A 23882-nucleotide genomic window follows, 5' to 3' on the forward strand; every position below is an offset into this window, starting at 1 on the left:
GCTTGCGCGGCGGGGAGCGGACGCGCAGCATGCAACCTCAACCGGACTCGAGGTCAAGCGATGCACGAGGAACTGAGCGTGGGGCAGGTGGCCGAACGCAGCGGCGTGGCGGTGTCCGCGCTGCATTTCTACGAGAAGAAGGGCCTGATCCATAGCCTGCGCACCGCCGGCAACCAGCGCCGCTATGCGCGCGACGTGCTGCGCCGGCTGGCGGTGATCCGCGTCGCGCAGCGCGTCGGCGTGCCGCTGGACAGCATCAAGGCCGCGTTCGCGCAGCTGCCCGATGCGCGCACGCCCACGCGCGCGGAGTGGGCGCGGATGTCCGCGGCCTGGCGCCAGGAACTGGACGCACGCATCCTGCAGCTGACCCAACTGCGCCACCAGCTCACCGATTGCATCGGCTGCGGCTGCCTGTCGCTGCGCCGCTGCCGCTTGAGCAACCCCGCCGATGCGCTGGGCGCGCAGGGCGAAGGGCCGCAGCGCTGGACATCGCCCTGAGCGAAGCCGATGCTGGGTGCCACGTCACGGCGGGAGCGATGCGATGAAGGTGGCGGTCTACAGCGCGCGACGCTACGACATGAAGCTGCTGGCGCAGGCCAATGCCGCGCATGGCCACGACCTGGTGTTCGTGCAGGACGCGCTGAGCGCGGCGACGGTGCCGTTGGCGGCCGGCTGCGGCGCGGTCTGCGTGTTCGTCAACGACCGGGTCGACGATGCCGTGCTCGCGCTGCTGGCCACGCTGGGCGTGGGCCTGGTCACCACCCGCTCCACCGGCTTCAACCATGTCGACGCGCTGGCCGCGCAGCGCCACGGCATCGCCACCGCGCGGGTCAGCGACTATTCGCCGTACTCGGTGGCCGAGTTCGCGGTGGGGCTGCTGATCGCGGTCAACCGGCGCATCGCCCGCGCCAGCCAGCGCACCCGCGACGGCAACTTCGAACTGGACGGGCTGATGGGCTTCGATCTGCACGGGCGCACCGTCGGCGTGGTCGGCACCGGCAAGATCGGCCGCATCTTCGGCCGCATCATGGCCGGCTTCGGCTGCCGCATCCTCGGCTTCGATCCGTTCCCGCATGCCGAGTTCCTGGCCCAGGGCGGCACCTATGCGGACCTGCCGACGCTGCTGGCGCAGAGCGACGTGGTCTCGCTGCACTGCCCGCTGACGCCGCAGACCCAGCACCTGATCGACGCGGCCGCGCTGCAGCGGATCAAGCCCGGCGCGCTGCTGGTCAACACCAGTCGCGGCGGCCTGGTCGATACCGAAGCGGTCATCGCCGCACTGAAATCGGCACGGTTGAGCGGCCTGGCGATCGATGTCTACGAGCAGGAAGCGGACCTGTTCTTCCACGACCTGTCGGCCACGGTCATCACCGACGACGTGATCCAGCGCCTGGTGTCGTTCCCGAACGTCATCGTCACCGGCCACCAGGCGTTCTTCACCGAAGAGGCGATCGGCCAGATCATGGCGGCGACGCTGGACAACATCAGCGCCTTCGAACGCGGCGCGCCGGTGCCGAACCCGATTCCGTTGCCGCTCCCGCCCGGCGCTGCGAGCGGCGGCGCCTGACCCGAAAACGCGCTAGAAGCTGCGGCTGAAGCGCACCGTGCCGGCGCCGTCGGCGCTGCGCACGTCCACCACGAAATTCAGCTGGTCGTGCTCGCTGGTGCGCACCGTGCCGACATAGTCGGTGTAGGCGTCGGTGACCGCTTCGCGCAAGGCGATGGGTTGCCGGCGGCCGCTCAGGTCGGCGGCCACGGCACGCACCTCGCCGGTGGCCGGCAGTTCTTCGCTGCCGTGCACGCGGCGCAGCGCGATCATCACCAGGGCGGTGTCGGCGGCGCGCACGATGCCGTAGCGGCGCGCCACGCTGTCGCTCATCGCCAGCGTCGGCAGCGCGTTGTAGTGCACCCGCAGCGCACCCAGGTCGGCCTGCGCGGGCGTGGCCGCGACCAGCGTGGCGGGGCGCGGCGCGTCCTGCGCCGAGCAGGCGGCCAGGGTCAGGCACAACAGCGCGGTGGCAGGCAGGCGGCGCATGGCGGCTCCGGGTCAGTCGTTGGCGGCGGACAAGGCGCGGCCGCGGGCGGCGGCGGCGGCGATGGCGGTGGCGGTCAGCGCCTCGAAGCCGCCGGCCTGGAAGGTCTCGATCGCGGCCTGGGTGGTGCCGTTGGGCGAGGTCACCCGGCGCCGCAGTTCGCTCGGCGCCTCGCCGGATTCGGTGAGCATGCGCGCCGCGCCGAGCACGGTCTGCAGCACCAGCGTGCGCGCCGCCGCGGCCGGCAGGCCTTGCGCGATGGCGGCCGCCTCCATCGCTTCGGCGAGCAGGAACACATAGGCCGGGCCGCTGCCGGAGACCGCGGTGACCGCATCGATCAGCGCCTCGTCCTCGACCCAGACGGTGACGCCGGCGGCGGCCAGCAACTGTTCGGCCTGGCGCTTGTGCGCGGCGCTGGCCTGCGCGTTGGCGAACAGCCCGGTGACGCCGGCGCCGAGCAGCGCCGGCGTGTTCGGCATCGCCCGCACCACCGCGTGCGCGCCGCCCAGCCAGCGGTCGATCTGCCGTGCGGTGATGCCGGCGGCGATGGACAGCAGCAGCGGCCGCTGCGCCTGGGCCAGCGTGGCCAGTTCGTTGCAGACGCTGCGCAGCACCTGCGGCTTCACCGCGAACACCCACAGCGGCGCGCCGTCGGCCGCTTCGGCCGCCTCGGCGACCGCGTGCACGGCGTAGTCGGCGGCCAGCGCCTCGCGCAGCGCCGGCACCGGCTCGGCGACGCGGATGGTGTCCGGCGCGATGCCCTGCCGGACCAGTCCGGCGATCAGGCTGCGGGCCATGTTGCCGCCGCCGATGAAGGCGATGTCGGCGCTGGAATGGGCAGGAGGCATGGCGAGGCACCGAGGACGCGAGTGCGCCTATGGTAGCGGCTGCACTGCCGGCGGACAGCCTGTCGGCCGCTGGCCGGCGCGGCGAGCGGCCGCTGCTGCCGTTCCGGTGGCCCGCGCTGGCGACAGGCCGCATCGCCAGCGCGGGGTGGCTCAGTTGGCCTCGGTGAAGGCGATCGAGGGCGTGCTGCCGCCCGACGCGGTGCAGCTGCCCAGGTTCAGATTGTTGGTCTCGCCGGTGGTGCCGGCATTGGCGGCGCAGGTCGGCGCGGCGGTGGAACCGTTGGTCGCCGCCACCTTGACCGTGATCGACGAACCGGAATTGAAGTTCGCGCGCGAACCGCCGGCATTGCCCACCACATTGAACTCGGACGACTTCCACACCGTCGCCAGTTTCACCACGCTGTCCTTGGCGCTGATGCTGTAGGCGGTGCTGCCGTTGGTGAAGGTGATGCTGTCGTTGCCGTTGGCGGTCGCCGAGCCGGTCAGCTTGACGTTGGCCAGCTGCGTGGCCGGCACGTCGGGGGCGCTGACCGCATTGCTGTTGCGGTAGCAGTCGGTGCCGCCGTCGCTGAGCCAGCCGCTGGGGCAACTGGAGCCGTAGCCGATCAGCCAGTACTGGATGAACACCGCCGCCTCGCCCTGGGTCTCGTAGTCGGTGGCGTAGACGAACTGCTGCCACACGGTGCAGCCGGAGTGTCCGTTGCACACGCTGGTGGTGCCGTCGTAGTTGGAGTTGATCTGCAGCGAGTATTCGTTGGGGCCGAGAATGCCGCCGCCGCCGAAGGCGGAGACGCCGACGCCGGTTTCGGAGGTGACCCCGCTGACCTGCGGAAAGCTGCCCACGGTCTTGCTGATCAGGGTGCTGGATTGCAACGCGTAGTCGTAGCCGTTGCCGGTGGTTTCGGTGGCGCCCCAGTGCACGCGGTGCGGGATGGGATGGACATGCCGGGTCAGGGTCTTGCAGGTGTCCGCTTGCCAGTCGGTGCTGGGGTAGGTGGCGTGGAAGCAGCCTTCGGCCGGCGCCGGCAGGTGCGCCATGGTGTCACGCCAGGCGCCGTGCGCGCGCACCTCGGCGGGCGTCATCAGCGATTCGTCGGTTGCCGACGCCGCAGTCGCCATTGGCGCGGCCATGGCGGCGGGGACCTGCAGCAAGCCGATGACACACGAAGCAAGCAGGAATCTGGTCGATGCATCCATTTGGTTGACCTCGTACGAGCCGATCTCATTCGGCGATGGGCCGCGGAAAGCCCGCGGCCGGCGCCATGGAAACGGAGGTTTTCGAGGCAGGACTTTGACCGACTTAACGGTTATTGACCCGATCTGCGGGCGGACGTTCGCGCACGAAGAAAAGCGATGTTTTTCAACTGTTTGACCTACGACATCTTTCCGACGTCGCTTAATCGCGTTTGAATATTTCGTAGACAAGCGCGCGCCCGCGCTTGCCATCGCAACAGCGTCGGCCGCGCTGCGCGGTTTCAGGGCGCCGCGCGTGGCGCGCGGCTGCCGAACAGCGCGGTGCCGATGCGCACCATGGTCGCGCCGTCGGCGATCGCCGCGGCGAAGTCGCCGCTCATGCCCATCGACAGCGTGTCGGCGCCGGGGTGCCGCGCTTGCAGGCCGTCGAGCAGGGCGCGCATGCGTTGGAACGCCGCGCGCCGCAGCGCCTCTTCGGGAAACGGTGCCGGGATCGCCATCAGCCCGCGCAGGCGCAGCCTCGGTTGCGCGGCGATCGCCGCGGCCAGCGCATCCACCTCGCCGGGGGCGCAGCCGTGCTTGCTGGTCTCGTCGTCGATGTTGACCTGGATCAACACGTTCAGCGGCGGCCGCTGCGCCGGGCGGCCGTTGGCCAGGGCGGCGACCAGCTTGATCCGGTCCACGCTCTGCACCCAGTCGAACAGCACGGCGGCCTGTTCGGCCTTGTTCGACTGCAGGTGGCCGATCAGATGCCATTCCAGCTCCAGCCCCGCCAGCTCGGCGATCTTGCCGGCCGCTTCCTGCACGTAGTTTTCGCCGAACGCACGTTGTCCCTGCGCGGCCAGGGCCGCGATCGCCGCGGCCGGCTGGGTCTTGGACACGGCCAGCAGGCACGCCGGCGGGCGCTGTGCGCAGGCCGCGGCGCGGTCCATGTCCAGGCGGATCTGCTGCAAGGGGGAGAGGGGCACGGGCGGCGCTTCTGGCAATGGGGAAGGGCGCTATACTGCCGCCCGGGGAATCATCCTTCCAGTCGCAGCCCAAGGGGAAAAGCAGCGTATGGATATCGCTGAACTATTGGCGTTCTCGGTCAAGAACAAGGCATCCGACCTGCACCTGTCCGCCGGCCTGCCGCCGATGATCCGGGTCGATGGCGACGTGCGCCGCATCAACATCCCGGCGCTGGACCACAAGCAGGTGCACGCGCTGGTGTACGACATCATGTCGGACAAGCAGCGCCGCGACTACGAAGAGTTCCTCGAAGTCGATTTCTCGTTCGAGATTCCCAGCCTGGCGCGCTTCCGCGTCAACGCGTTCAACCAGAACCGCGGCGCGGGCGCGGTGTTCCGCACCATTCCCTCGGAAGTGCTGACCCTGGAAGACCTCGGCTGCCCGCCGATCTTCCGCCAGCTGATCGACCAGCCGCAGGGCCTGATCCTGGTCACCGGCCCGACCGGCTCGGGCAAGTCGACCACGCTCGCCGGCATGATCGACTACATCAACAAGAACGAATACGGCCACATCCTCACCGTCGAGGATCCGATCGAATTCGTGCACACCTCGCAGAAGTGCCTGATCAACCAGCGCGAGGTGCACCGCGACACGCACGGCTTCAACGAGGCGCTGCGCTCGGCGCTGCGCGAAGACCCGGACATCATCCTGGTCGGCGAGTTGCGCGACCTGGAAACCATCCGCCTGGCGCTGACCGCCGCGGAAACCGGGCACCTGGTGTTCGGCACCCTGCACACCAGCTCGGCGGCCAAGACCATCGACCGCATCATCGACGTGTTCCCCGCCGGCGAGAAGCCGATGGTGCGCTCGATGCTGTCCGAATCGCTGCGCGCGGTGATCTCGCAGGCGCTGCTGAAGAAGGTCGGCGGCGGCCGCACCGCGGCGTGGGAGATCATGGTCGGCACCCCGGCGATCCGCAACCTGATCCGCGAGGACAAGGTGGCGCAGATGTACTCGGCGATCCAGACCGGCCAGCAGAACGGCATGCAGACCCTGGACCAGCACCTGCAGGACCTGGTCAAGCGCAGCCTGATCACCCGCAACCAGGCGCGCGAGTATGCCAAGGACAAGCGTGTGTTCGAGTAGCCGGGAATCGGGAGTGGGGAATAGGGAATGGGGAGCAGCAACCTCGTCCTTTCCGCTCCCGGACACCGGCTGTTGCGATTCCCGATTCTCCATTCCCGATTCCCGGCTCCGAAGGAGCACGCCATGAGCACCATCGACTTCACCTCGTTCCTGAAACTGATGGCGCACCAGAAGGCGTCGGACCTGTTCATCACCTCGGGCATGCCGCCGGCGATCAAGGTGCACGGCAAGATCACCCCGATCACGCAGACGCCGCTGACCTCGCAGCAGAGCCGCGACCTGGTGCTGAACGTGATGACCCCGGCGCAGCGCGAGGAGTTCGAGAAGACCCACGAGTGCAACTTCGCCATCGGCGTGGCCGGGGTGGGGCGCTTCCGCGTCAGCTGCTTCTACCAGCGCAACCAGGTCGGCATGGTGCTGCGCCGGATCGAGACGCGCATCCCCACGGTCGATGAGCTGAACCTGCCGCCGGTGATCAAGACCCTGGCGATGACCAAGCGCGGCATCATCATCTTCGTCGGCGCCACCGGCACCGGCAAATCGACTTCGCTGGCGGCGATGATCGGCTACCGCAACCAGAATTCCACCGGGCACATCATCACCATCGAAGACCCGATCGAGTTCGTGCACAAGCACGAAGGCTGCATCATCACCCAGCGCGAGGTCGGCATCGACACCGACAGTTGGGAGAACGCGCTGAAGAACACCCTGCGCCAGGCGCCGGACGTGATCATGATCGGCGAGGTGCGCACCCGCGAAGGCATGGACCACGCCATCTCCTTCGCCGAAACCGGCCACCTGGTGCTGTGCACCCTGCATGCCAACAACGCCAACCAGGCGATGGACCGCATCATCAACTTCTTCCCCGAGGACCGCCGCAGCCAGCTGCTGATGGACCTGTCGCTGAACCTGCGCGGCGTGGTCGCCCAGCAGTTGATCCCGACCCCCGACGGCAAGGGCCGGCGCGTGGCGATGGAGATCATGCTCGGCACCCCGCTGGTGCAGGACTACATCCGCGAGGGCGAGATCCACAAGCTCAAGGACGTGATGAAGGAATCCACCAACCTGGGCATGAAGACCTTCGACCAGAGCCTGTTCGAGCTGTACCAGGCCGGCGAGATCAGCTACGAGGACGCGCTGCGCCACGCCGACTCGCAGAACGAAGTGCGCCTGCGCATCAAGCTCGCCCAGGGTGGCGACGCCAAGACCCTGGCGCAGGGCATGGACGGGGTGGAGATCGCCGAGGTGCGCTGAGCCGGTCCGTCCGACAGGCGGTCGGGAGGGCAGGCGCAGGCAAGATGACAGGGAATCGACACGACACCGGTTATATGCAGGTCCTCCGCTGGTGTCGTGTTTTCAGCTAAATGCTCGCAGGAGTCCGTTGAGGACTCTTCAACCCAAGGGAGGGGATCCGCGTGAACGACGTGCCTGAGGTGCTCTGGTCGACACAGCCGCATGCCGGCTACTACATCAATTCGGTGGCGGTGTCCGGCGATGGCAATGTCATCGCCGCCGGTACCTTCTTCCACGAATACGGCAGCGCGTCGCAGAGCGCCGGGCTGGACGCGGTGCCCGTCGCCCAGCGCAAGATCTTCGAACGCATCGACCCTGCCGCCACGCGCAGCGATGTGCGCGGCAACCAGGACGGGACCTTCGGCACCTACGCCTGGGATCGCACCGGCAAGCCGCTGCTGGCGAAGGAATTCGACGGCTGGCAGGGCGTGTACTGGGTCGATGTCGCGGCGAACGGGAGCACCGTCGCCAGCTGCGGCTGGAGGAGCCAGAATCCGTACGCGGGCTTCATCGGGGCCTGGTCGGTGCCCGGCGGCGAGGAACTGCTGTCGTATCCGCTGACTGGGGGCCGCGGCAACATGGTGTCGCTGGACGGGCGCGGGCTGACCTTGCTGGCCGGTGCCGATCAGGGCTATCTGTTCTGCCGCGCCGCCGCCGCAGCCTTCCCCGCGCCTGTGTACATCGCGCTGAGCGCTGCCGGCGACACCGTCGTCGCCACGGGCCTCTCCATCGACGGCAGCACCGGGTTGGTGGCCAGCTATCACGGCGAGATCATCCTGTTCTCGATCGCCTCCGGACAACCGACGGCGCTGGCGCGCTGGCAGTTGCCCAATGGCGCCTACACCCATACCGCGGCGCTGTCCGGCGATGGGCGCAGGGCCTATGCCGGCGCCGGCGACGGCACGCTGTACGCCTTCGACGTGGCCGCGTTCCAGCGCACGCCCGCGCCGGCCTGGAGCGTGGCAGCACCGGGTGGCGCGAAGACCATCTACGGGCTGGCCTGCGATGCCGCCGGGGACAAGGTCGCGATCGCCGGCAACGTCCCGCAAGGCGGCATCGTCGCCGTGTTCGCCGATACCGGCAGCGCGGCCCAGCCGCAGTGGACGGCGTCCAGCCAGTACTCGCCCAACTGCCTGGCGTTCGATCCTGGCGGGCGCTGGTTGGGGCTGGCCGATGGCCACCCCGACGGTACGCCTGGCGGGTTCACCCTGTGGGATGCGAGCGATGGCGCGCTGCAATGGAACTGGGCCGCGGGCAACATGAGCTGGCCGATCCGGCTGAGCGGCGATGCGTCGGTGGTGGTGGGCGGCAGCGACGACAGTTCGGTCACCGCGTTCGTCGGCCCCGGTTCGGCCACCGTCCGGAACCGGCCGGAGGCGGATGGATGACAGGCTGGGACGCCGAGGCGCCGTTCCGCACGCGCGCCGCGGCGCCGCGCCGTCCCGGCGCGCTGCTGATGCTGTCGGTGGTGCTGGTGGTGGCGTGGTTGGCGGGCTTCGAGTTGGCGCGGGTGCTGGGCTATCAGACGCATGCGAGCCTGTGGTTCCCGCCGGTGGCGGTGACGCTGGCCGCCTTCATGGTGCTGGGCTGGCGCGGCGCGCCGGCGATCGCCATCGCCTGCGTGCTGGCCACGCTGCTCAGCTTCTATCGCACGACCGAGCATCCGGCCGTCCCCGGCCGGGCGGTCCTGTGGTACGCGCTGCTGTTCACCGCGCAACAGTTCTGCATCTGGGGCGGACTGGCCTGGCTGCTGCGGCGGGTCGGGCAGGGGATGTCCTCGACCAGCCTGCCGCGCGCGGTCACCTACTTCATCCTGGGCGGTGGGGTGGCCTCGCTGCTGTCCGCCTGCCTGGGCGGCGCGGGATTGGTCGTCACCGGCGCCATCGATCTGCCGGCCATGTTCGCCCAGTCGATCCCGTGGGCGATCGGCGACTACGCCGGTCTGCTGGCGCTCGGCCCGCTGGCGATCCTCGCGGTGCTGCGTCTGGCCGAGTCCCTGGGGATCGCACCGCGGCCCGGCATCCCGCGCTTGTCGGGGATGATCGCGCCGAGCGGAAGCGCCGCGGGCTATCTGGTCAAGCTCGCGCTGCTGCTCGGCATCACCCTGGTGGTGATGTGGCTCGCGGCCGCGTTGCCGCGACAGCCGGCGGTGGTCTTCGCGTTGTTCGTGGTGGTGGTGATCCAGCTGTGGATCGTGCATACCCACGGAATGCTGCAGGCGCTGGTGGCGATCGCCGCCTTCAGCCTGATGATCGCACTGGCCACGCCGCTGCTGCGGCTCGAGGCGCAGGCGCTCGCGCTGCAGTTCGCCATGATCAGCCTGGCGGCGAACAGCTACTTCGGTTTGGCCGTCCCCGGGCTCTACGCCGACAACACGCGGCTGCGCCACGCGCTGGTGCGCGATCCCGTGACCGGGGCGCTGTCGCGGACCGGATTCCTGGAACAGGTGCTCAACGATCTGCAACTGGCCGCGCAGGAGCCACGTCCGTTGGCGGTGATCGTCGCCGACATGGACAACCTCAAGGCGATCAACGACCAGTTCGGGCACGCCGCCGGCGATGCGGCCTTGCGCGCCTTCGTCAAGCGCTGCCGGAGCTGTCTGCGGCCGGGCCAGTTGCTCGGGCGCCGCGGGGGCGACGAGTTCGCGCTGTACCTGCCGCTGACCACGCCGGAGAAGGCGCGCGGGCTCACCGATGCGCTGCGCGGGGCGCTTGCCAAGCCCGGCGAGGACGACGGCTTCGCGACCGGGCTGTCGGCCAGCTTCGGCCTGGCCCTGTGCGACCGGCGGGATCTGGACGCGGAGGCGCTGGAGGAACTTCTCGAACGCGCCGATGCGGAGATGTACGCGGACAAGCGGCAGCGCCGCGCCTTCGCTCGCTGACCGCGGTCGACGCGGCGCGATTCGACAAACGCATCGGCCGAGTGCCACGCATGCAAATGGACAACCCCTACGCCGTCCCCGCCGCCGCGCTGGCGGACGCCGCGCCCGATGCCGCCCCGACCGATCCGCTGGCCGCGCTGTTCGCGCCGTCGGGCATCAAGCTGGCCCTGCTGTGCACGACCACCTTCGGCTGGTATGCGCTGTACTGGTTCTACCGCAACTGGCAGGCGATCCGCCTGATCTCCGGGCGCCGGCGCATCTCGCCGGTGTGGCGCTCGGTGTTCTCGCTGATCTGGATCTTCGCCTGCTTGCGCGCCCTGGATCGCTTGATCGGCGCGCACCGCCGCAGCGTACTGGGCTGGTGGGGACCGGCCCTGGCGTATGTCGGATTGAGCCTGCTGGCGGCGTGGCCGACCCGACTGTCGTTCCTGGCGCTGCTGTCCTGGACGCCGCTGTTCGCGATCAACCGGCGCCTGGTCCGCTTCAAGCGGGCGCGCGGCTTGCGCGAACGCCCGCAGGAGCGATTCAGCGCGTGGACGTGGGTGTGGCTGGCGATCGTCGCACCGTTCTTTTCGCTGGCGATCTTCATGCTGGTGGTGAACGTGCTGCTGCAGCAACCGATCCAGGTGAACTTGCCCGCACCCCGCTGAGCCGGCGTCGCGGGGGGTTCCGGCGCATCGCCGGTCCGCCATGCGGTCGCGATCCGCGGATGAAGTTTCATCTGCAACCACCGCCCCGCTTGGTGTCTAATACCGCACCCCCGCGTCTTGCCTATTCCCGTGAGCCTCCCCGATTCCGATCTGCGTCCGGACCTGGACCCTTTGCCCGACGACGGCACCGTCGTCACTTCCGGGCCGCTGACGCCGCCGGCGGATTCGGCCGGCACCGCGCGCGATGCGCAGGCGCTGCGGCACAGCGTGGCCGAAGACATCCAGGGCATGCTGCTGGCGACGCTGGTGGCCTCGCTGGGCCTGGCGGTGTTCGCCAAGGGCGGACTGATGATCGGCGGCATGGCCGGGGTGGCGTTCCTGCTGCACTACGCGCTGGGCTGGAACTTCGGCCTGATGTTCGTGCTGGTGAACCTGCCGTTCTACTGGCTGTCGGTGCGACGCATGGGCTGGGAGTTCACCCTGAAGACCTTCGTCGCGGTCGCCGCCTGTGGGGTGCTGACCGACCTGCTGCCACGCTGGGCGCAGTACTCGGCGATGACGCCGCTGTATTCGGCGCTGGTCGGCGGCGCGCTGGTCGGGCTGGCGATCCTGTTCTTCATCCGCCATCGCGCCAGCCTCGGCGGCGTCGGCATCCTGGCGGTCTACCTGCAGCGCAGCCGCGGCTGGAGCGCGGGCAAGGTGCAGATGAGTTTCGACGGGGCGCTGATGCTGGTCGCGTTCTTCGTGCTGGCGCCGCAGCAGGTGCTGTACTCGGCGATCGGCGCGGTGGTGCTGAGCCTGGTGCTGATGTTCAACCACCGCTCCGGGCGCTACATGGGCGTGTGAGCGGCACGCCGCTGCGCCTGCGTTGCGCGACGCGCGCAATGCGCGGCGCGTCGGTCTGCGTTGGACGCAGGCGGCGAATGCCGACACCATCGCCAGGCGGCGCTCGATGCCGTGCCGATCCATGCGCGTGCAACCGCTCTTGCCGTAATGGGCGTCCGATACACCTTTCGCACTTTCATGATGCGCATTCCATGCGCTGCGGGTGCGTGACCGCAGCAACAGTTGGAGCCAGGACGCCATGCCTCGGGTGAAGGCATGGGCCCGTTCGCAACTGTCTACGGGAGATCCCGCGTGTCTACGAAATGGCCTTGTCGGCGCGTTCGCCGGCGGCGCATGCTGATTGCGCAGGCGAGGGGCAATACGCGCGAATGACGTGACGCGATCCACGGGAGTCATCGTGCCTGCGATGGGGGAACCGAACTAGATTTTCCAGCGCTTGCCGGTCGGCATCGTGAGCTGCCGCATGGTCGCGCGTCGTCATGGAATGTGGCGTTTTCAGCTGTCTTTCGCGTACCGAAGGAGAATGCGATGAAGCGTGCGATAGGGTTCGCGGCGTTTGTCTGTGTCTTGATCGCGGCGTGTTCGGCCGTGAATCCCGGTCCCGGTCCGGGGCCGCAACAGGGCAGTGGCGGCGTGCTGCCCACCAAGCCGGGATCCGTCGCCGGCGCCTGCGTGCCGCCCGGGTCGCCGAATTCGAACTGGTTTCCGCACGCAAACACCCCGGCGCCGGATTCGACGGATTTCGGTTCCGACAGCACCAATTGCGACTTCCACATCTGGTCGTGGAATGCGTTCCTGTGGCTGACCCAGGACGTGGGCGGCCAGCCGCGCTTCCTGACCATGACCACCGACGGCATCGGCGGTGTCGCCGACGGCGTGCTGGACCCGTTGATCGGCCGCGCGCAGCAGGCGCGCACCGTGGAACTGATCGATCAGGCCGGGCCCGACGGGGTGTTGGTGGATCGCAACGGACGCGCGGTCTACTACTCGATCCACTCCAACGACGTCTTCGGCCAGTTCATCGCCAGCAACGGCCTGCAGGACCCCAAGCGACTGCGCGCATTCAATCCCGACACGGCCTTCCCGGTGGGCAGCATGACCCTGAAGGCGGCGTGGAAGGTGGTGCAGCCGGGCGAGGACGTCTCGACGTTCTATACCCGCCAGGCGCAGATCGCGAAGCTGGGCATGCGCAAAGGCAAGATCGTCGCCACCGCCGACACCGAAACCCAGACCGTGGCGCTGGTCGGCTTCCATATCGGCGGCACGGTCGACGGGCATCCGGAAATGATCTGGGCCACCTTCGAGCACCAGAACAATGCGCCGGACCTGCCGCAGCCGATGGAGAAGATGCAGCCGAACGACATCGTCTCCGCCAGGGATTGGACGTTCTATCAGGCCAATACCCCGCTGAAGCAGTGCAACGTCAACGCGGCCGGTTCCGGTGCGCTGACCCTGAACGCGCAGACGCAGACCCTGAGCCCGGTCACCCAGGTGTGCCGCATGGTGCCTTACGGCGGAGAAAAGCCGTGCCCGAGCGGACAGGACTGCAACATCGACAACATCAAGTCGATGAACGCCTCGGTGGATGGCCAGTTGAACGATGTGTGGAAGAACTACTTCGAGGTCGGCGCGATCTGGTTCAACCAGATGGACGCGCTGCAGCCCAACTGCACCTTCCAGCCCGGCTCGTCGCTGGAGTGCGTGCCGCCGGACAAATCGCCGCTGCTCACCGGCTCGATGCGCCTGTCCAATTCCACCATCGAGACCTTCACCCAGGTGCAGAGCACGCAGGACAACTGCTTCGCCTGCCACAACACCACCCAGGTGATTTCGCCCGATCCGCGCGCGCAGTCGTTGCCGGGGCTGAACGTCAATCTCAGCCATGTGGTGATCAACGATTACTTCCAGGCGCAGCTGCCGCAGAAGGCGCCGCCGGCGCCGCGGCCGGCCGCGCAGCGCTGATGCGCGCCCCTTCATCCGGATCAGGAGCAGATCATCATGTCCAGCAACGTGTTTCGAGTGCATCCGGCGATCGGCATCGGCCGCGTCGGCGATAGCCAGGCGTTCTATCTGGCGCCGGTGACCGCGGCCGGCGTGCGCGGCGCCGACGGTCTGATGGGCGGGTTGCCGGTGCAGCCCGGTACCGAGTCCACGCCGATCACCGCCGAGCAGTTCCGCGATGCCGACGGCAACGTCAAGCGCCAGGCCGCGCGTTTCCACATCTACGCCTATCCCAGCGGCAGTTCCGGCACGTATCCCAACGGCGGCGGCACGCGCGTGGACGTGGGCAGCACGATTGACGGCAAGACGGTGAAGGACATCGTCTGGACCGTGCATGTGGCCAACAAGAAGCTCAACAACTATTCGACGGTGAGCAAGGGCGAGCAGTTTCGTGGCATCGCCGCGTACGAGTCGCCGGGCCTGTTGCAACTGCGCAATCCGGACTACACCAGTTCGGGCGACCCCGACGATCCGGTGCGCCTGCAGCAGTTGGTCATCGACCCCGGTCCGCGCGCGATCAGCGTCGCTGCCGGCAGTGCGGCGGCGCTCGGTTTCGATATGCAGACCACTCCCAGCTACGCAGATGCCGCCGGCACCATACAGCCGGCGCCGGACTATCCGGTCAGCTTCCCGTCGATGTTCCACACGCTTCACGAGCCGCTGGGCACGCTCGACTCGTTGGGCGACATGCGCGTGGAAGCCAACGGCGCGTTGATCGTGGCCGGCGGCTTTGCGCGGACCTCGGCGGTCGTGCAGGCCGACGGAAGCTATCCGCCGTTGACGGATGCGACCGAGAACGGCCTGTGGTACGACGATGCCGCCGACGGCCCGGTCAATGCCGTGCTGATCTTCAGCGACGGCTCCAGCGCCAGCGTGCAGGGCGCCTGGTACGTCACCGGCGATCCGGGCTACGCGCCGCAGACCCGCAATGTGGTCTCCACCTGGGACGACGTCTACGACGTGTGGGTGCGCGAACTGGGGCTGATGCCGTCGCTGTACGCCAACAACGCGTTCGTCGGCACCTACCAGCCGTCCTTCAGCGACGACATCCAGCCGATCTTCCACGCGGCCATGCTGCAGCGCTGGAACACCAACCTGCCGTCGGGCGCGATCAGGGGTCACGACATGATCGGGCAGATCCAGCCGACCGACGACCCGACCGCCAAGATCCCCAACTTGAAGACCCTGATCCGCGATCCCGCCTCCGCGGCCGACACCCAGACCGGCTCGCCGATGATGCCGCTCTCGCTCGGCGATGCGCAGAAGAGCTTCCTCAGCGTCAGCGCGACCCAGTACTTCCTGCTGAACCAGTGGCATGGCAACAACTACGTGCAAGGCGGCGCACCGACGCTGGGGCCCGGCGAGCTGCTGGACCGGGTCACGCTGCAGAACTGCCTGGGCGGCCGCTACAGCCCGGGCATCGAGGTGTCGTTCCCGATCCGCGACACCAACCTCTATGTGACGCAATGGCAGCAACAGGATTGCGGGCCGTTCCGCATCAACCAGGCGTCGCTGGACTACGGCACCGCGCAGAAGGGCAAGCCGTTCCTGAGCTTCGGCTACGTGCCGCTGCAGTCGTACCCGGTGGAACCAGGCGATCTGTCCAAGTTCATGTCGGTGCCGTGGCATACCGACTACAACTCCTGCGCCACCCATCTGCCCGATCCCAACCCGGGAGCCGGCAGCAGCAACCCGAACATCACCCCGAACAACACCTTGTTCTGGTCGTGGCCGGCGGAGCGGCCCTTCGCGGTCTATCCGGTGGCGTTGTGCCAGCTCGATCCGGAAGACGAGACATGGTATCCGGGCCCGCAGGTGTATTCCGTGCGCGGCACCGGCACCGACAGCGACTATCCGGCGCAGGTCGGGCGCTTCCAGAACTACGCGGATTTCGTCGCCAACTGGGCCAAGGTCGGCTTCGTCGTCAGCGGTGCGCAGATCGCGCCGCCGACGGGGCAGCCGCCGTATCCGGCGGACATGTACCTGGAGGTCGCGAGCCAGTTCGACGTGGGCCAGGAATTCGTCGCGCCCTGGCCGATGGCCAACATTCCGGCCTATCCGCCGCCGTCGGCAGCGGTGACCGCCGACGCCGATGGTCTCGGCTGAGCCGATCGACGCGATGGCCGCGAATGCACGCCATGCCGTGGCGATCGTCGGCGGCGGCGCGGCCGGATGCGCCACCGCACTGGCGCTGGCCGCGCGCGGTGTCGAGGATGTCGTCGTGGTCGACATGGGCCGCGCGCCGGGCTGGCGGCTGGGCGAGGCGCTGGCACCGACGGCCAGCGCGGCGCTGCAGCGCCTGGGCGTGTGGGACGCGTTCCTGGCGCAGCGGCCGCTGGCGTCGGCCGGCAGTTGCGCCAGTTGGGGCGCGCCGGAACTGGGCTACAACGACTTCATCGTCGCCGGCCAGGGCAAGGGCTGGCACGTGGATCGCGCCGCCTTCGACGCGATGCTGGCGGCGGCGGTTCCGGCGCGGGGCGGCACGCTGTTGCGCGGACTGCGCCTGGGCGCGATCGGTCGCGATGCGGACGGCGGCCATGTCCTGGAACTGCATGGCCAGCACGGCGGTGCGCGTCGCGTGCGTGCCGGATTCCTGGTGGATGCCAGCGGCATCGCCGCCGCCGCGGTGCGACGGCTGGGCGTGGCGCGCAACGAAGTGGACTGCCTGGCGTTCGTCGCCGGCGTCTTCGCGCTGGAGCGCGCGGACGCGATTCCGTCGCAGGCCTTGCTGGAGGCCTGGCGCGATGGCTGGTGGTACGCGGCGAAGTTGCCGGGTGGGCGCATGATGCTGGCCCTGGCGCTGGAGCCGCGCCGGCAGCGGCAGTTCCTGGACACGGCGGCGTGGCTCGCGGCGGCGCAGCAGACCCAGCACGTCGCGCGCTGGCTGGCGCAGGGCGGTGCGACGTTGCCCGATGCCGACGCCCTGATCGCCGCACTCGGGCCGTCGGCGATCCTCAGCCGCGTGGTCGGCGAGGATTGGCTGGCGGTGGGCGACGCGGCCAGCGCCTACGACCCGCTGACCGCGCACGGCATCGTCAAGGCCCTGCAGGACGGCGAGGCGGCGGCGCACGCCCTGGCGGCGCGGCTGCAGGGCGGCGGCGCGGCACCGCTGGCGGCCTACCAGGACGGGGTGTTCGCACGCTTCCGTGCCTATCTGCGCGAGCGCGGGGCGTTGTACGCGCGCGAGCGGCGCTGGGCGCAAGCGCCGTTCTGGCAGGCGCGGCTGGCGGCTTGATCCGCCCGCACGGCGGAGCTGCGTGTGCGCTTCGGCGCAACGACCGTGTCGGGGTGTACCGTTGCGCGCTGGTGCCGGCGTCAGCCGTCGCGTTCGTCGCGATCCGGGCACGGCGTCGCGATGCCGAGCCGTTGCGCCAGGCGCCGCGCGTCGAACGGCGCATGCACCTTCATGTCGTTGTCGAAGTAGCAATACACGTCGCGGCGCGTGCGCCGCGCGGCGGCAGGACTCGCGCGTTGCGCCGCGGCCGGCTCGCCGCCGCGGTGCCAGGCGTCGATCCGTGCGGCCCAGGCGTCCAGCGCCTGGTCGCTGTAGCCGCTGGCATACAGCTGCGCGTCGCCGTGCAGGCGCAGGTACAGGAAATCGGCGGTCACGTCTTCCAGGTACGGCCATTTGCCGGCGGTGTCGGCCTGCACCAGGGCGACGCGGTGCCTGCGCAGCAGCGCGATCGCCGCGGGCGTGGCGAAGCTGGGATGGCGCACCTCCAGCGCGTGGCGCAGGCGCCGGTTGCGGTCGATATGCAGCAGGCTGCGCTCGCGCATGCGTGCGGCGTCGCGCTTGCTGGCCAGGGTCAGCGCCGCTGCGTGGCTGCGCGGCAACAGCGACAGGAACTCGTCCAGCAATGCAGGGTCGAAGGCCAGCGACGGCGGCAGTTGCCACAGCAACGGCCCCAGCTTCGGCCCCAGCCCGAGCAGGCCGGAAGCGAAGAAGTTGGCCAGCGGCTGCTCGCAATCGCGCAGCCGTTTCAAGTGGGTGACGAAACGCGGACCCTTGACCGCGAACACGAAGCCGCGCGGCGTCGCAGCGTGCCAGGCGGCGTAGCTCTTCGGTGTCTGCAGCGAATAGAACGAGCCGTTGAGCTCGACCGAGCGGAAGCAGCGCGAGGCGTATTCCAGCTCGCGCCGCTGCACCAGGTCGGGCGGATAGAACACGCCGCGCCACCGGGGGTAGCGCCAGCCGGAGATGCCGATAAGCAGGCTCATGCGCCGACCATGCCGGCGGCGGCGTTCAAGCGCCGTGCATGCCATGGCAAGACCGCGTCGGCCGTGGGCGTGGCCGGCGCGGCGCAGACGGTCAGCCGGCGGCGTTCATTGCCCAGCCGGCGTAGCCGCGATCACTGCGACGCCGGCGCGCGCGCGAATGGACCGCAACGGTAACGCCACCGCCTGCTGGCCGGGCGCGGCGTACAGCCACAGCGCGCAGCAGGCGACGTAGGAGGTCAGGTAGCTGCTGCGGAAGGCGACGATGCTGGCGCTGTAGCAGTCCGATCCGTGCCGCAGGCGCAGGTCGGCGACGTAGTCGAAGGTGTAGTGGCCGGCATCGCGCCACGGCCATTGCGCGCGTTCCTCGGGGTCGCCGATCCCGGGCGGAACCGGGCAGCGCGCGTTCGGGTCCGGGCTGCGCTGCCGGCCCTGCGCATCGAAGCCGAGGCGCTGCAGCTCCCGGTCCGCGACCGCGCGCCACTGCGGGTGCTGTGCCAGCCAGCGCGCTGCGTCCTGGTCCTCGGGCGTGGCCTGCGCCGGATCCTGCGGCGGCGCCAGCGTGTGCCGGTAGCGGTAGCGCACCTGCAGCACGCGCGGGCTGCTGCGCTCGCCGGGCAGCGGCGACAGCGGGCGCGACAGGGTCAGCGTGTCCTGGAAGTAATCGCCGTCGCGATACGCCGCATAGCTGCGGCCGTCGATGCGCAGCCAGTACAGGGCCTGGTCGCCGCCGCGGCCATTGATGCTGAATACCCCCGTCGCCGGTTCCGCTTCGGATGCGGCGTTGGGCGGGGCGAGGAAGCCGTGCGCGGCGTCGCGGCGCAGCACCGCGATCTCGGTGAACAGGCCGGTGCCGCCGACGTAGGCGGTGTCCAGCAGGTCGCGTTGCCCGTCTTCGTCCAGGTCGATCAGGGTGTAGTGGTGGTTGTCGTTTTCGGAGACGTCGTCCTGCACGGCGCTCGCGGGACCCAGGTATGTACGCAACGCCTGCCATTCGGCGGCGCTGGCGCCGGCCGGTTGCTTGGGCGGCGGCGCCGCGGCGCCGTCCGCGTCCGCCGTGGCGATGTCGAAACTCAGCGCGGTGGTGTCCGCATGGCGCTGCAGCACCGTGTCGATCGGGGTGGGGTCGGTGGCCGGTTCGGCCTCGATCTCGCGGCGCAGCTGTTCCAACACCTGCGGCAGCGTCGTCGTCCCGCCATCGGCCGCATGCGCCTGCGCCGCGCTGAAGGCGGCCAGCGCAAGCAGCGTTGCCGCAATCCACGATGTCGGCCGTGTCCGTGGCATCCGCTGCGAGGCGGCGCCGGCGACGCACGCAGGCGCGGCATGGTTCACGCGCTGCGCATCCACGCCGGATCCAGCCGCGCGATGCGCGCGAAGGCCGGGCAGTCTTCGCGGTGCGCGCCGCGCAGGTAGCCCAGGCTCATCAGGAACTCGCCGGTGATCTCGCCGCCGGTGAAGCGGAAGGTGCGCTTGAACAGCTTGATCCACTCGGCCTTGGCGCGCGGATGGTGCGCGTCCAGCCAGGCGGCGAAACCGCCGTGCGAGGCGCGCAGGCCCTGGATCACCTGCGCGTTGTGGATCGCCGCGTGCACCTTGAGCCGGTTGCGGACGATGCCGGGGTCGGCGAGCAGGCGCAGCACGTCGGCCTCGCCGTAGCCTGCGACCGTGTCCACATCGAACCCGGCATAGGCGGCGCGGAAACCGGCGCGCCTCTTCAGCATCAGCTCCCAGCTCAGTCCGGCCTGGTTGATCTCCAGCACCAGCCGTTCGAACAGGTCGGATTCGGCGCGCTGCGGAACCCCGTATTCGTCGTCGTGGTAGGGGCCGTGCAGCGCGTGGCCGGGGGCGATGTCGCAATAGCTGGTCATGTCGGGCGGACTCCGTCAGTCGTCCTGGTCGTTGTCTTCGGGGGAGATTTCGGCGCGCCGCGCATCCGGCAAGGTCAGGTCCGGCCAGCGCCGCGGCGCCAGTTGCAGCTTGCCGGCGCGCAGCGCGTCGAACGGCGCATCCGCGCGATCGGGCGAGCTGGGCAAGAAATGCACGCGCGCCACGTCCTGCCAGCGGTCCTGGCGGTGCGCATGGATCCGGCATTCCATGCCGAAGTTGTCGGTGTCGTTGCACAGCAGCGCTTCGCTGCTGCCGTCGCCGTCCAGGTCGCGCACCAGCAGCACGCAGTGGTCCTCGCGCTGGCGACAGCCGCCGTCGTGCAGGGTGCCGGCGAGCACCGCCTGCCACCAGCCATCGCCGGGATCGGCGCTGCCGGCGGCGAGCGGGATGTGCTGGCGCAGTTCGGCCGGAGCGGCGATGCGCTCCGGCGCGCGCTTCTCGTCGCTGGCGTCGCCGTCGTCGCCCCAGCGCTGCGTGCGCTGCAGGATGCGTTGCAGCCGTTCGCGCTGCGCCGGGTCCTCGGCGAAGCCGGGCGCATCGCGTAGCGACTGCGCCGCCTGGTAACCGCGGCGGCCGCTGTCGAAGCGCAGGTAATACAGATCCACGTCAGCGGCCGCGGTGCGGCCGTCGGCGAAGCGTTGCAGCTGGTTGCCGGCCACGATGCGGTACGGGTCCAGCAGCGGCGAAGCGGTGGCCAGCGCCAGCGCGATCACCCCCCAGGACATGACCCGGTTGACCGGCGCCAGCGGCCGCAGCCAGCGCCCGTCCGGGCGCAGCACCGCCCACGCGTAGCCGAACGCGTAGCCGCAGGCGACCACCGCCACCAGCACGCCGTTGAAGCGCTCCGCGCTCCAGCCGTACTGGTCGATGCGCAGCCACAGCGCGTACAACGCCAGCAGCGCGTACAGCGACAGGCTCAGCAGGCCGGCGTCGATCAGCCGCCGCAGCCATTGCGGATAGGGCACGGTGGCGGCGCCGTCCTGGTAGACGGCATTGACGAACACCACCAGCGCCGCCACCAGCGCGATCAGGATCTTGGCCGCGGCGCGGGTTTCCCACAGCGGCTGCAGGCCGGTGAACGGCAGGCTCAGCGCGAACAGCACCGCCACGAACGCCAGCAACGGCAGCAACCCGGTGCAGATCGCGAACAGGATCTGCCGCATCACCTGCACCGCGCGCTGCTGGGTGCGGCCGATCAGCAGGCCCAGGCCGAACATGATGCCGGTGGCGAGATAGACGAACGCGCTCTGGCGGAACAGCTCGCGGAAGAACTCCAGCTTCACCAGCGCGAACAGCGCGCCCCACAGCCACAGCACCAGCCAGCAGATGCCGACGAACAGCCAGGCCAGGGCCAGGGTCAGCGCGTTCTGCCAGGCATGTTCGAACAATTCGCGGTACGGCGCCTGCCAGTGGCCATGCTGCAGCCGGCACTGCAGCCACGGCAGCAGCACGAACATGCCCAGCGCAATGGCCATGCCGAACGGCACCAGCACCTTCTCGCTGCGCAGCCCGGGCGCGCCGGTGGCGCTCCACGCGGCCCAGGCCGACAGCGCCGCCACCAGCAAGGCCAGGGCGATCGCGTGCTGCCACAGGCGCAATTCGCCCAGGCGCCGCACCGACAGCAGGATCAGCGTCGGCACCGTCAGCACCAGGGTGTACCAGCACACCCGGCCGCCCAGCGCCGCGAACGGCCACCACCCGGCATCGGCGCCACGCTGGGCCAGGTACAGCAGCGCGCCCTGCAGCAGCGCCACCAGAACGATGAAGGCGCGGGTCTGGCGCGGCAGATCGGGGGCGGTTTCCATGCGAGACAGCATCCTTGGCGGCGCGGCGGTGCGCGATCGGGGCGATTATGGCAGCCCGCTCCGGCCCGGCGCAGCGCCGGCGCGGGAGGGACGATAGAATGGGGCCATGTCCGCTTTGCCTACCCCCCTGGCCAACCAACTGCTGATCGCGCTGCCGGCGCTGTCCGATCCCCATTTCGCGCGCGGCGTGGCCCTGATCTGCCAGCACGACGCCAACGGCGCGATGGGCGTGCTGGTCAACCGCGCCTCCGAATACACGCTGGGCGAAGTGCTGGCGCAGATGGGCATCGACACCATCGACGACGCGCTGCGCGAGCAGGTGGTGCTCAGCGGCGGGCCGGTGCATCCGGAACGCGGCTTCGTGATCCACGACGGCGAACGCGCCTGGGATTCGAGCCTGGCATTCGGCGACGGCCTGTTCCTGACCACCTCGCGCGACGTGCTCGAAGCGATGGCGCGCGGCGACGGTCCGCGCAACGCGGTGGTCGCGCTGGGTTGCGCCGGCTGGGGCGCCGGCCAGCTCGAATACGAACTGGGCGAGAACAGCTGGCTGACCGCGCCGGCCGATGCCGAACTGCTGTTCGAGCTGCCGCTGGAGCGGCGCTGGCAGACCGCCGCCGGCCGCATCGGCGTGGACCTGTTCCGCCTCACCGACTACAGCGGACATGCCTGAGCCCGGCGCGCCCGCTGCGGACAGCGCCGCCGCCGGCACGATTCGCCGCGACGGCACCGTGCTCGGTTTCGACGTCGGCAACCGCCGCATCGGCGTGGCCGTGGGCAGCAGTTTCGGCAGCGGCGCGCGCGCCCTGGCCGTGGTCGATGTGCACGCGCAGGGGCCGGACTGGCCGGCGCTGGACCGCCTGCACGCCGAATGGCGCCCGCACGGCCTGGTGGTCGGCGACCCGCTGACCCTGGAAGGTGCCGACCAGCCCAACCGCAAGCGCGCGCATGCCTTCGCCCGCGAACTCGGCGCCCGTTACAAGCTGCCGGTGGTGCTGGTCGACGAGCGCTCCAGTTCGGTCGAGGCGGCCAAGCGCTTCGCGGTGGACCGCGCCGCCGGCCGCAAGCGCCGCCGCGATGCCGCCGCGCTGGACGCGGTGGCCGCCGCGGTGATCATCGAGCGCTGGCTGGCCGCGCCCGACGACGCCACTCCCATTTCCTGATTCCCTGCCCGGACCCGCCATGACTGACCCGCAACTCGATTCGAACGGGCGCCTGCGCCACCTGCTGACCCTGGAAGGCCTGCCGCGCGCGACCTTGCTGCAACTGCTGGACCGCGCCGGGCAGATCCGCGACGCGGCGGTGGGCCGGGTCGGCAAGCGCAACGTGCTGGCCGGCACCGCGGTGTGCACGCTGTTCTTCGAACCGTCCACGCGCACCCGCAGCTCGTTCCAGCTGGCCGCGCAGCGGCTCGGCGCGGACGTGCTGAACTTCGACGCCTCGACCTCGTCCACGCGCAAGGGCGAGACCGCGCGCGACACGCTGAAGAACCTGGAAGCGATGGGCGTGCGCGGCTTCGTCGTGCGCCATCCCGAGGACGGCGCGGTCGAGCGCCTGGCCGAAGCGGCCGGCGAGGGCACCGCGCTGATCAACGCCGGCGACGGCCGCAGCGCGCATCCCACCCAGGGCCTGCTCGACATGCTGACCCTGCGCCACGCCAAGGGCGGCGATTTCTCCAAGCTCAAGCTGGTCATCGTCGGCGACGTCAAGCACTCGCGCGTGGCGCGTTCTGACCTGCACGCGCTGCGCACGCTCGGCGCCGGCGAAGTGCGCGTGTGCGGCCCGCAGGCATTGCTGCCCGACGACGGCACCCTGGACGGCTGCGTGGTCGGCGACGACTTCGACGCCATGCTCGACGGCGTGGACGCGGTGATGATGCTGCGCCTGCAGCGCGAGCGCATGGAGGAAGGCCTGGTGGCCTCGCTGGAGGGCTACCACGCCCAGTACGGCCTCACCGCCGAACGCCTGCGCCGCGCCGCGCCGGGCGCGGTGGTGCTGCATCCGGGCCCGATCAACCGCGGCGTGGAGATCACCGACGAGGTCGCCGACGGCGCGCAATCGTGCATCCTGCGCCAGGTCGCCAACGGCGTGGCGGTGCGCATGGCGGTGCTGGAGACGTTGTTGGGGTGAGCGCG

22 protein-coding genes are annotated in these 23882 nt (G+C 69.8%); 14 read left to right on the forward strand and 8 right to left on the reverse strand.

Features of this window, described 5'->3' with window-relative positions:
* The first annotated feature begins 60 nt into the window (after nt 1–60).
* Both soxR and AB8810_RS07355 read left to right on the forward strand, forming a co-directional pair.
* Nucleotides 61–498, forward strand: a complete 438-nt coding sequence (gene soxR / locus AB8810_RS07350; RefSeq protein ID WP_185815702.1) for a redox-sensitive transcriptional activator SoxR — start codon at nt 61–63, stop codon at nt 496–498.
* 43 nt (nt 499–541) lie between these two features.
* The gene (locus AB8810_RS07355; RefSeq protein ID WP_369915992.1) at nt 542–1567 is read left to right on the forward strand and encodes a 2-hydroxyacid dehydrogenase; all 1026 of its coding nucleotides are present in this window, start codon (nt 542–544) and stop codon (nt 1565–1567) included.
* A 12-nt stretch (nt 1568–1579) separates the two neighbouring features.
* Here AB8810_RS07355 and AB8810_RS07360 read toward each other — a convergent pair whose 3' ends face one another.
* The 4 genes from AB8810_RS07360 to AB8810_RS07375 all read right to left on the reverse strand — a co-directional run bounded on the left by AB8810_RS07360 (nt 1580) and on the right by AB8810_RS07375 (nt 5043).
* Nucleotides 1580–2035: a DUF4426 domain-containing protein gene (locus AB8810_RS07360; RefSeq protein ID WP_191826570.1), complete on the reverse strand. Its 456-nt coding sequence runs from the start codon at nt 2033–2035 to the stop codon at nt 1580–1582.
* A gap of 12 nt (nt 2036–2047) precedes the next feature.
* Complete coding sequence (gene proC, locus AB8810_RS07365; RefSeq protein ID WP_179566292.1) at nt 2048–2881, reverse strand: pyrroline-5-carboxylate reductase; 834 nt, start codon at nt 2879–2881, stop codon at nt 2048–2050.
* A gap of 150 nt (nt 2882–3031) precedes the next feature.
* Complete coding sequence (locus AB8810_RS07370) at nt 3032–4078, reverse strand: hypothetical protein (RefSeq protein ID WP_206229148.1); 1047 nt, start codon at nt 4076–4078, stop codon at nt 3032–3034.
* Between the two features lie 278 nt (nt 4079–4356).
* The gene (locus AB8810_RS07375) at nt 4357–5043 is read right to left on the reverse strand and encodes a YggS family pyridoxal phosphate-dependent enzyme (protein ID WP_206229149.1); all 687 of its coding nucleotides are present in this window, start codon (nt 5041–5043) and stop codon (nt 4357–4359) included.
* An 88-nt stretch (nt 5044–5131) separates the two neighbouring features.
* On the opposite strand from AB8810_RS07375, the gene AB8810_RS07380 reads away from it, so the two are divergent.
* The 9 genes from AB8810_RS07380 (at nt 5132) to AB8810_RS07420 (ending at nt 17075) form a co-directional block, all read left to right on the forward strand.
* On the forward strand, nt 5132–6169 hold the full coding sequence (locus tag AB8810_RS07380) for a type IV pilus twitching motility protein PilT (RefSeq protein WP_104557606.1): 1038 nt from the start codon (nt 5132–5134) through the stop codon (nt 6167–6169).
* 123 nt (nt 6170–6292) lie between these two features.
* Nucleotides 6293–7423, forward strand: coding sequence for a PilT/PilU family type 4a pilus ATPase (locus tag AB8810_RS07385; RefSeq protein ID WP_179566286.1), 1131 nt, complete (start codon nt 6293–6295; stop codon nt 7421–7423).
* 161 nt (nt 7424–7584) lie between these two features.
* Nucleotides 7585–8850, forward strand: a complete 1266-nt coding sequence (locus tag AB8810_RS07390) for a WD40 repeat domain-containing protein (RefSeq protein WP_369915996.1) — start codon at nt 7585–7587, stop codon at nt 8848–8850.
* Entirely contained in the window at nt 8847–10343 is a 1497-nt protein-coding gene (locus AB8810_RS07395) for a diguanylate cyclase domain-containing protein (RefSeq protein ID WP_369915998.1), read from the forward strand. The genes AB8810_RS07390 and AB8810_RS07395 overlap by 4 nt, the downstream gene beginning before the upstream one ends.
* A gap of 50 nt (nt 10344–10393) precedes the next feature.
* Nucleotides 10394–10993: an MFS transporter permease gene (locus AB8810_RS07400; protein ID WP_372530419.1), complete on the forward strand. Its 600-nt coding sequence runs from the start codon at nt 10394–10396 to the stop codon at nt 10991–10993.
* Between the two features lie 171 nt (nt 10994–11164).
* Entirely contained in the window at nt 11165–11839 is a 675-nt protein-coding gene (locus tag AB8810_RS07405) for a YitT family protein (RefSeq protein ID WP_369916640.1), read from the forward strand.
* A gap of 588 nt (nt 11840–12427) precedes the next feature.
* Nucleotides 12428–13801 (forward strand): hypothetical protein, encoded by a 1374-nt coding sequence (locus AB8810_RS07410; protein WP_369916001.1) that lies wholly within the window; start codon nt 12428–12430, stop codon nt 13799–13801.
* Between the two features lie 36 nt (nt 13802–13837).
* The gene (locus AB8810_RS07415) at nt 13838–15946 is read left to right on the forward strand and encodes a LodA/GoxA family CTQ-dependent oxidase (RefSeq protein WP_369916003.1); all 2109 of its coding nucleotides are present in this window, start codon (nt 13838–13840) and stop codon (nt 15944–15946) included.
* Between the two features lie 13 nt (nt 15947–15959).
* Nucleotides 15960–17075, forward strand: coding sequence for an FAD-dependent oxidoreductase (locus AB8810_RS07420; RefSeq protein WP_369916005.1), 1116 nt, complete (start codon nt 15960–15962; stop codon nt 17073–17075).
* An 80-nt stretch (nt 17076–17155) separates the two neighbouring features.
* Here AB8810_RS07420 and AB8810_RS07425 read toward each other — a convergent pair whose 3' ends face one another.
* The 4 genes from AB8810_RS07425 to AB8810_RS07440 all read right to left on the reverse strand — a co-directional run bounded on the left by AB8810_RS07425 (nt 17156) and on the right by AB8810_RS07440 (nt 21747).
* Nucleotides 17156–18058, reverse strand: coding sequence for a DUF72 domain-containing protein (locus AB8810_RS07425; RefSeq protein WP_369916007.1), 903 nt, complete (start codon nt 18056–18058; stop codon nt 17156–17158).
* A 105-nt stretch (nt 18059–18163) separates the two neighbouring features.
* A complete protein-coding gene (locus AB8810_RS07430; RefSeq protein ID WP_369916009.1) occupies nt 18164–19402 on the reverse strand; it encodes a hypothetical protein in 1239 nt (412 codons plus the stop codon).
* Nucleotides 19384–19923 carry a DNA-3-methyladenine glycosylase I gene (locus tag AB8810_RS07435; protein ID WP_369916011.1) on the reverse strand — a complete coding sequence of 180 codons (540 nt, stop codon included), beginning with the start codon at nt 19921–19923 and terminating at the stop codon, nt 19384–19386. The genes AB8810_RS07430 and AB8810_RS07435 overlap by 19 nt, the downstream gene beginning before the upstream one ends.
* A gap of 15 nt (nt 19924–19938) precedes the next feature.
* On the reverse strand, nt 19939–21747 hold the full coding sequence (locus AB8810_RS07440) for a DUF4153 domain-containing protein (RefSeq protein WP_369916013.1): 1809 nt from the start codon (nt 21745–21747) through the stop codon (nt 19939–19941).
* Between the two features lie 106 nt (nt 21748–21853).
* Between AB8810_RS07440 and AB8810_RS07445 the strand changes: the two genes are divergently transcribed.
* Genes AB8810_RS07445 through AB8810_RS07455 form a run of 3 tightly spaced genes read left to right on the forward strand, consistent with a single transcriptional unit; the run spans nt 21854 to nt 23877 of the window.
* Nucleotides 21854–22420 (forward strand): YqgE/AlgH family protein, encoded by a 567-nt coding sequence (locus AB8810_RS07445; protein ID WP_369916015.1) that lies wholly within the window; start codon nt 21854–21856, stop codon nt 22418–22420.
* Complete coding sequence (gene ruvX, locus AB8810_RS07450; protein ID WP_179566265.1) at nt 22413–22910, forward strand: Holliday junction resolvase RuvX; 498 nt, start codon at nt 22413–22415, stop codon at nt 22908–22910. The genes AB8810_RS07445 and ruvX overlap by 8 nt, the downstream gene beginning before the upstream one ends.
* Nucleotides 22911–22929: 19 nt before the next feature.
* Nucleotides 22930–23877 (forward strand): aspartate carbamoyltransferase catalytic subunit, encoded by a 948-nt coding sequence (locus AB8810_RS07455; RefSeq protein WP_369916017.1) that lies wholly within the window; start codon nt 22930–22932, stop codon nt 23875–23877.
* Nucleotides 23878–23882: the final 5 nt, after the last annotated feature.

The sequence above is a fragment of the Xanthomonas sp. NCPPB 3005 genome, assembly GCF_041228095.2.
GTDB lineage: Bacteria > Pseudomonadota > Gammaproteobacteria > Xanthomonadales > Xanthomonadaceae > Xanthomonas_A > Xanthomonas_A bonasiae.

Excerpts from the sequence above, each read along its gene's own strand:
- AB8810_RS07415 (WP_369916003.1), top strand. The coding sequence starts at position 13,838 with ATGTCCAGCAACGTGTTTCGAGTGCATCCGGCGATCGGCATCGGCCGC.
- proC (WP_179566292.1), bottom strand. The coding sequence starts at position 2,881 with ATGCCTCCTGCCCATTCCAGCGCCGACATCGCCTTCATCGGCGGCGGC.
- AB8810_RS07435 (WP_369916011.1), bottom strand. The coding sequence starts at position 19,923 with ATGACCAGCTATTGCGACATCGCCCCCGGCCACGCGCTGCACGGCCCC.
- AB8810_RS07400 (WP_372530419.1), top strand. The coding sequence starts at position 10,394 with ATGCAAATGGACAACCCCTACGCCGTCCCCGCCGCCGCGCTGGCGGAC.
- AB8810_RS07420 (WP_369916005.1), top strand. The coding sequence starts at position 15,960 with ATGGCCGCGAATGCACGCCATGCCGTGGCGATCGTCGGCGGCGGCGCG.
- AB8810_RS07370 (WP_206229148.1), bottom strand. The coding sequence starts at position 4,078 with ATGGATGCATCGACCAGATTCCTGCTTGCTTCGTGTGTCATCGGCTTG.
- AB8810_RS07440 (WP_369916013.1), bottom strand. The coding sequence starts at position 21,747 with ATGGAAACCGCCCCCGATCTGCCGCGCCAGACCCGCGCCTTCATCGTT.
- AB8810_RS07395 (WP_369915998.1), top strand. The coding sequence starts at position 8,847 with ATGACAGGCTGGGACGCCGAGGCGCCGTTCCGCACGCGCGCCGCGGCG.
- AB8810_RS07380 (WP_104557606.1), top strand. The coding sequence starts at position 5,132 with ATGGATATCGCTGAACTATTGGCGTTCTCGGTCAAGAACAAGGCATCC.
- soxR (WP_185815702.1), top strand. The coding sequence starts at position 61 with ATGCACGAGGAACTGAGCGTGGGGCAGGTGGCCGAACGCAGCGGCGTG.
- AB8810_RS07355 (WP_369915992.1), top strand. The coding sequence starts at position 542 with ATGAAGGTGGCGGTCTACAGCGCGCGACGCTACGACATGAAGCTGCTG.
- AB8810_RS07425 (WP_369916007.1), bottom strand. The coding sequence starts at position 18,058 with ATGAGCCTGCTTATCGGCATCTCCGGCTGGCGCTACCCCCGGTGGCGC.
- AB8810_RS07445 (WP_369916015.1), top strand. The coding sequence starts at position 21,854 with ATGTCCGCTTTGCCTACCCCCCTGGCCAACCAACTGCTGATCGCGCTG.
- AB8810_RS07360 (WP_191826570.1), bottom strand. The coding sequence starts at position 2,035 with ATGCGCCGCCTGCCTGCCACCGCGCTGTTGTGCCTGACCCTGGCCGCC.
- AB8810_RS07385 (WP_179566286.1), top strand. The coding sequence starts at position 6,293 with ATGAGCACCATCGACTTCACCTCGTTCCTGAAACTGATGGCGCACCAG.
- ruvX (WP_179566265.1), top strand. The coding sequence starts at position 22,413 with ATGCCTGAGCCCGGCGCGCCCGCTGCGGACAGCGCCGCCGCCGGCACG.
- AB8810_RS07455 (WP_369916017.1), top strand. The coding sequence starts at position 22,930 with ATGACTGACCCGCAACTCGATTCGAACGGGCGCCTGCGCCACCTGCTG.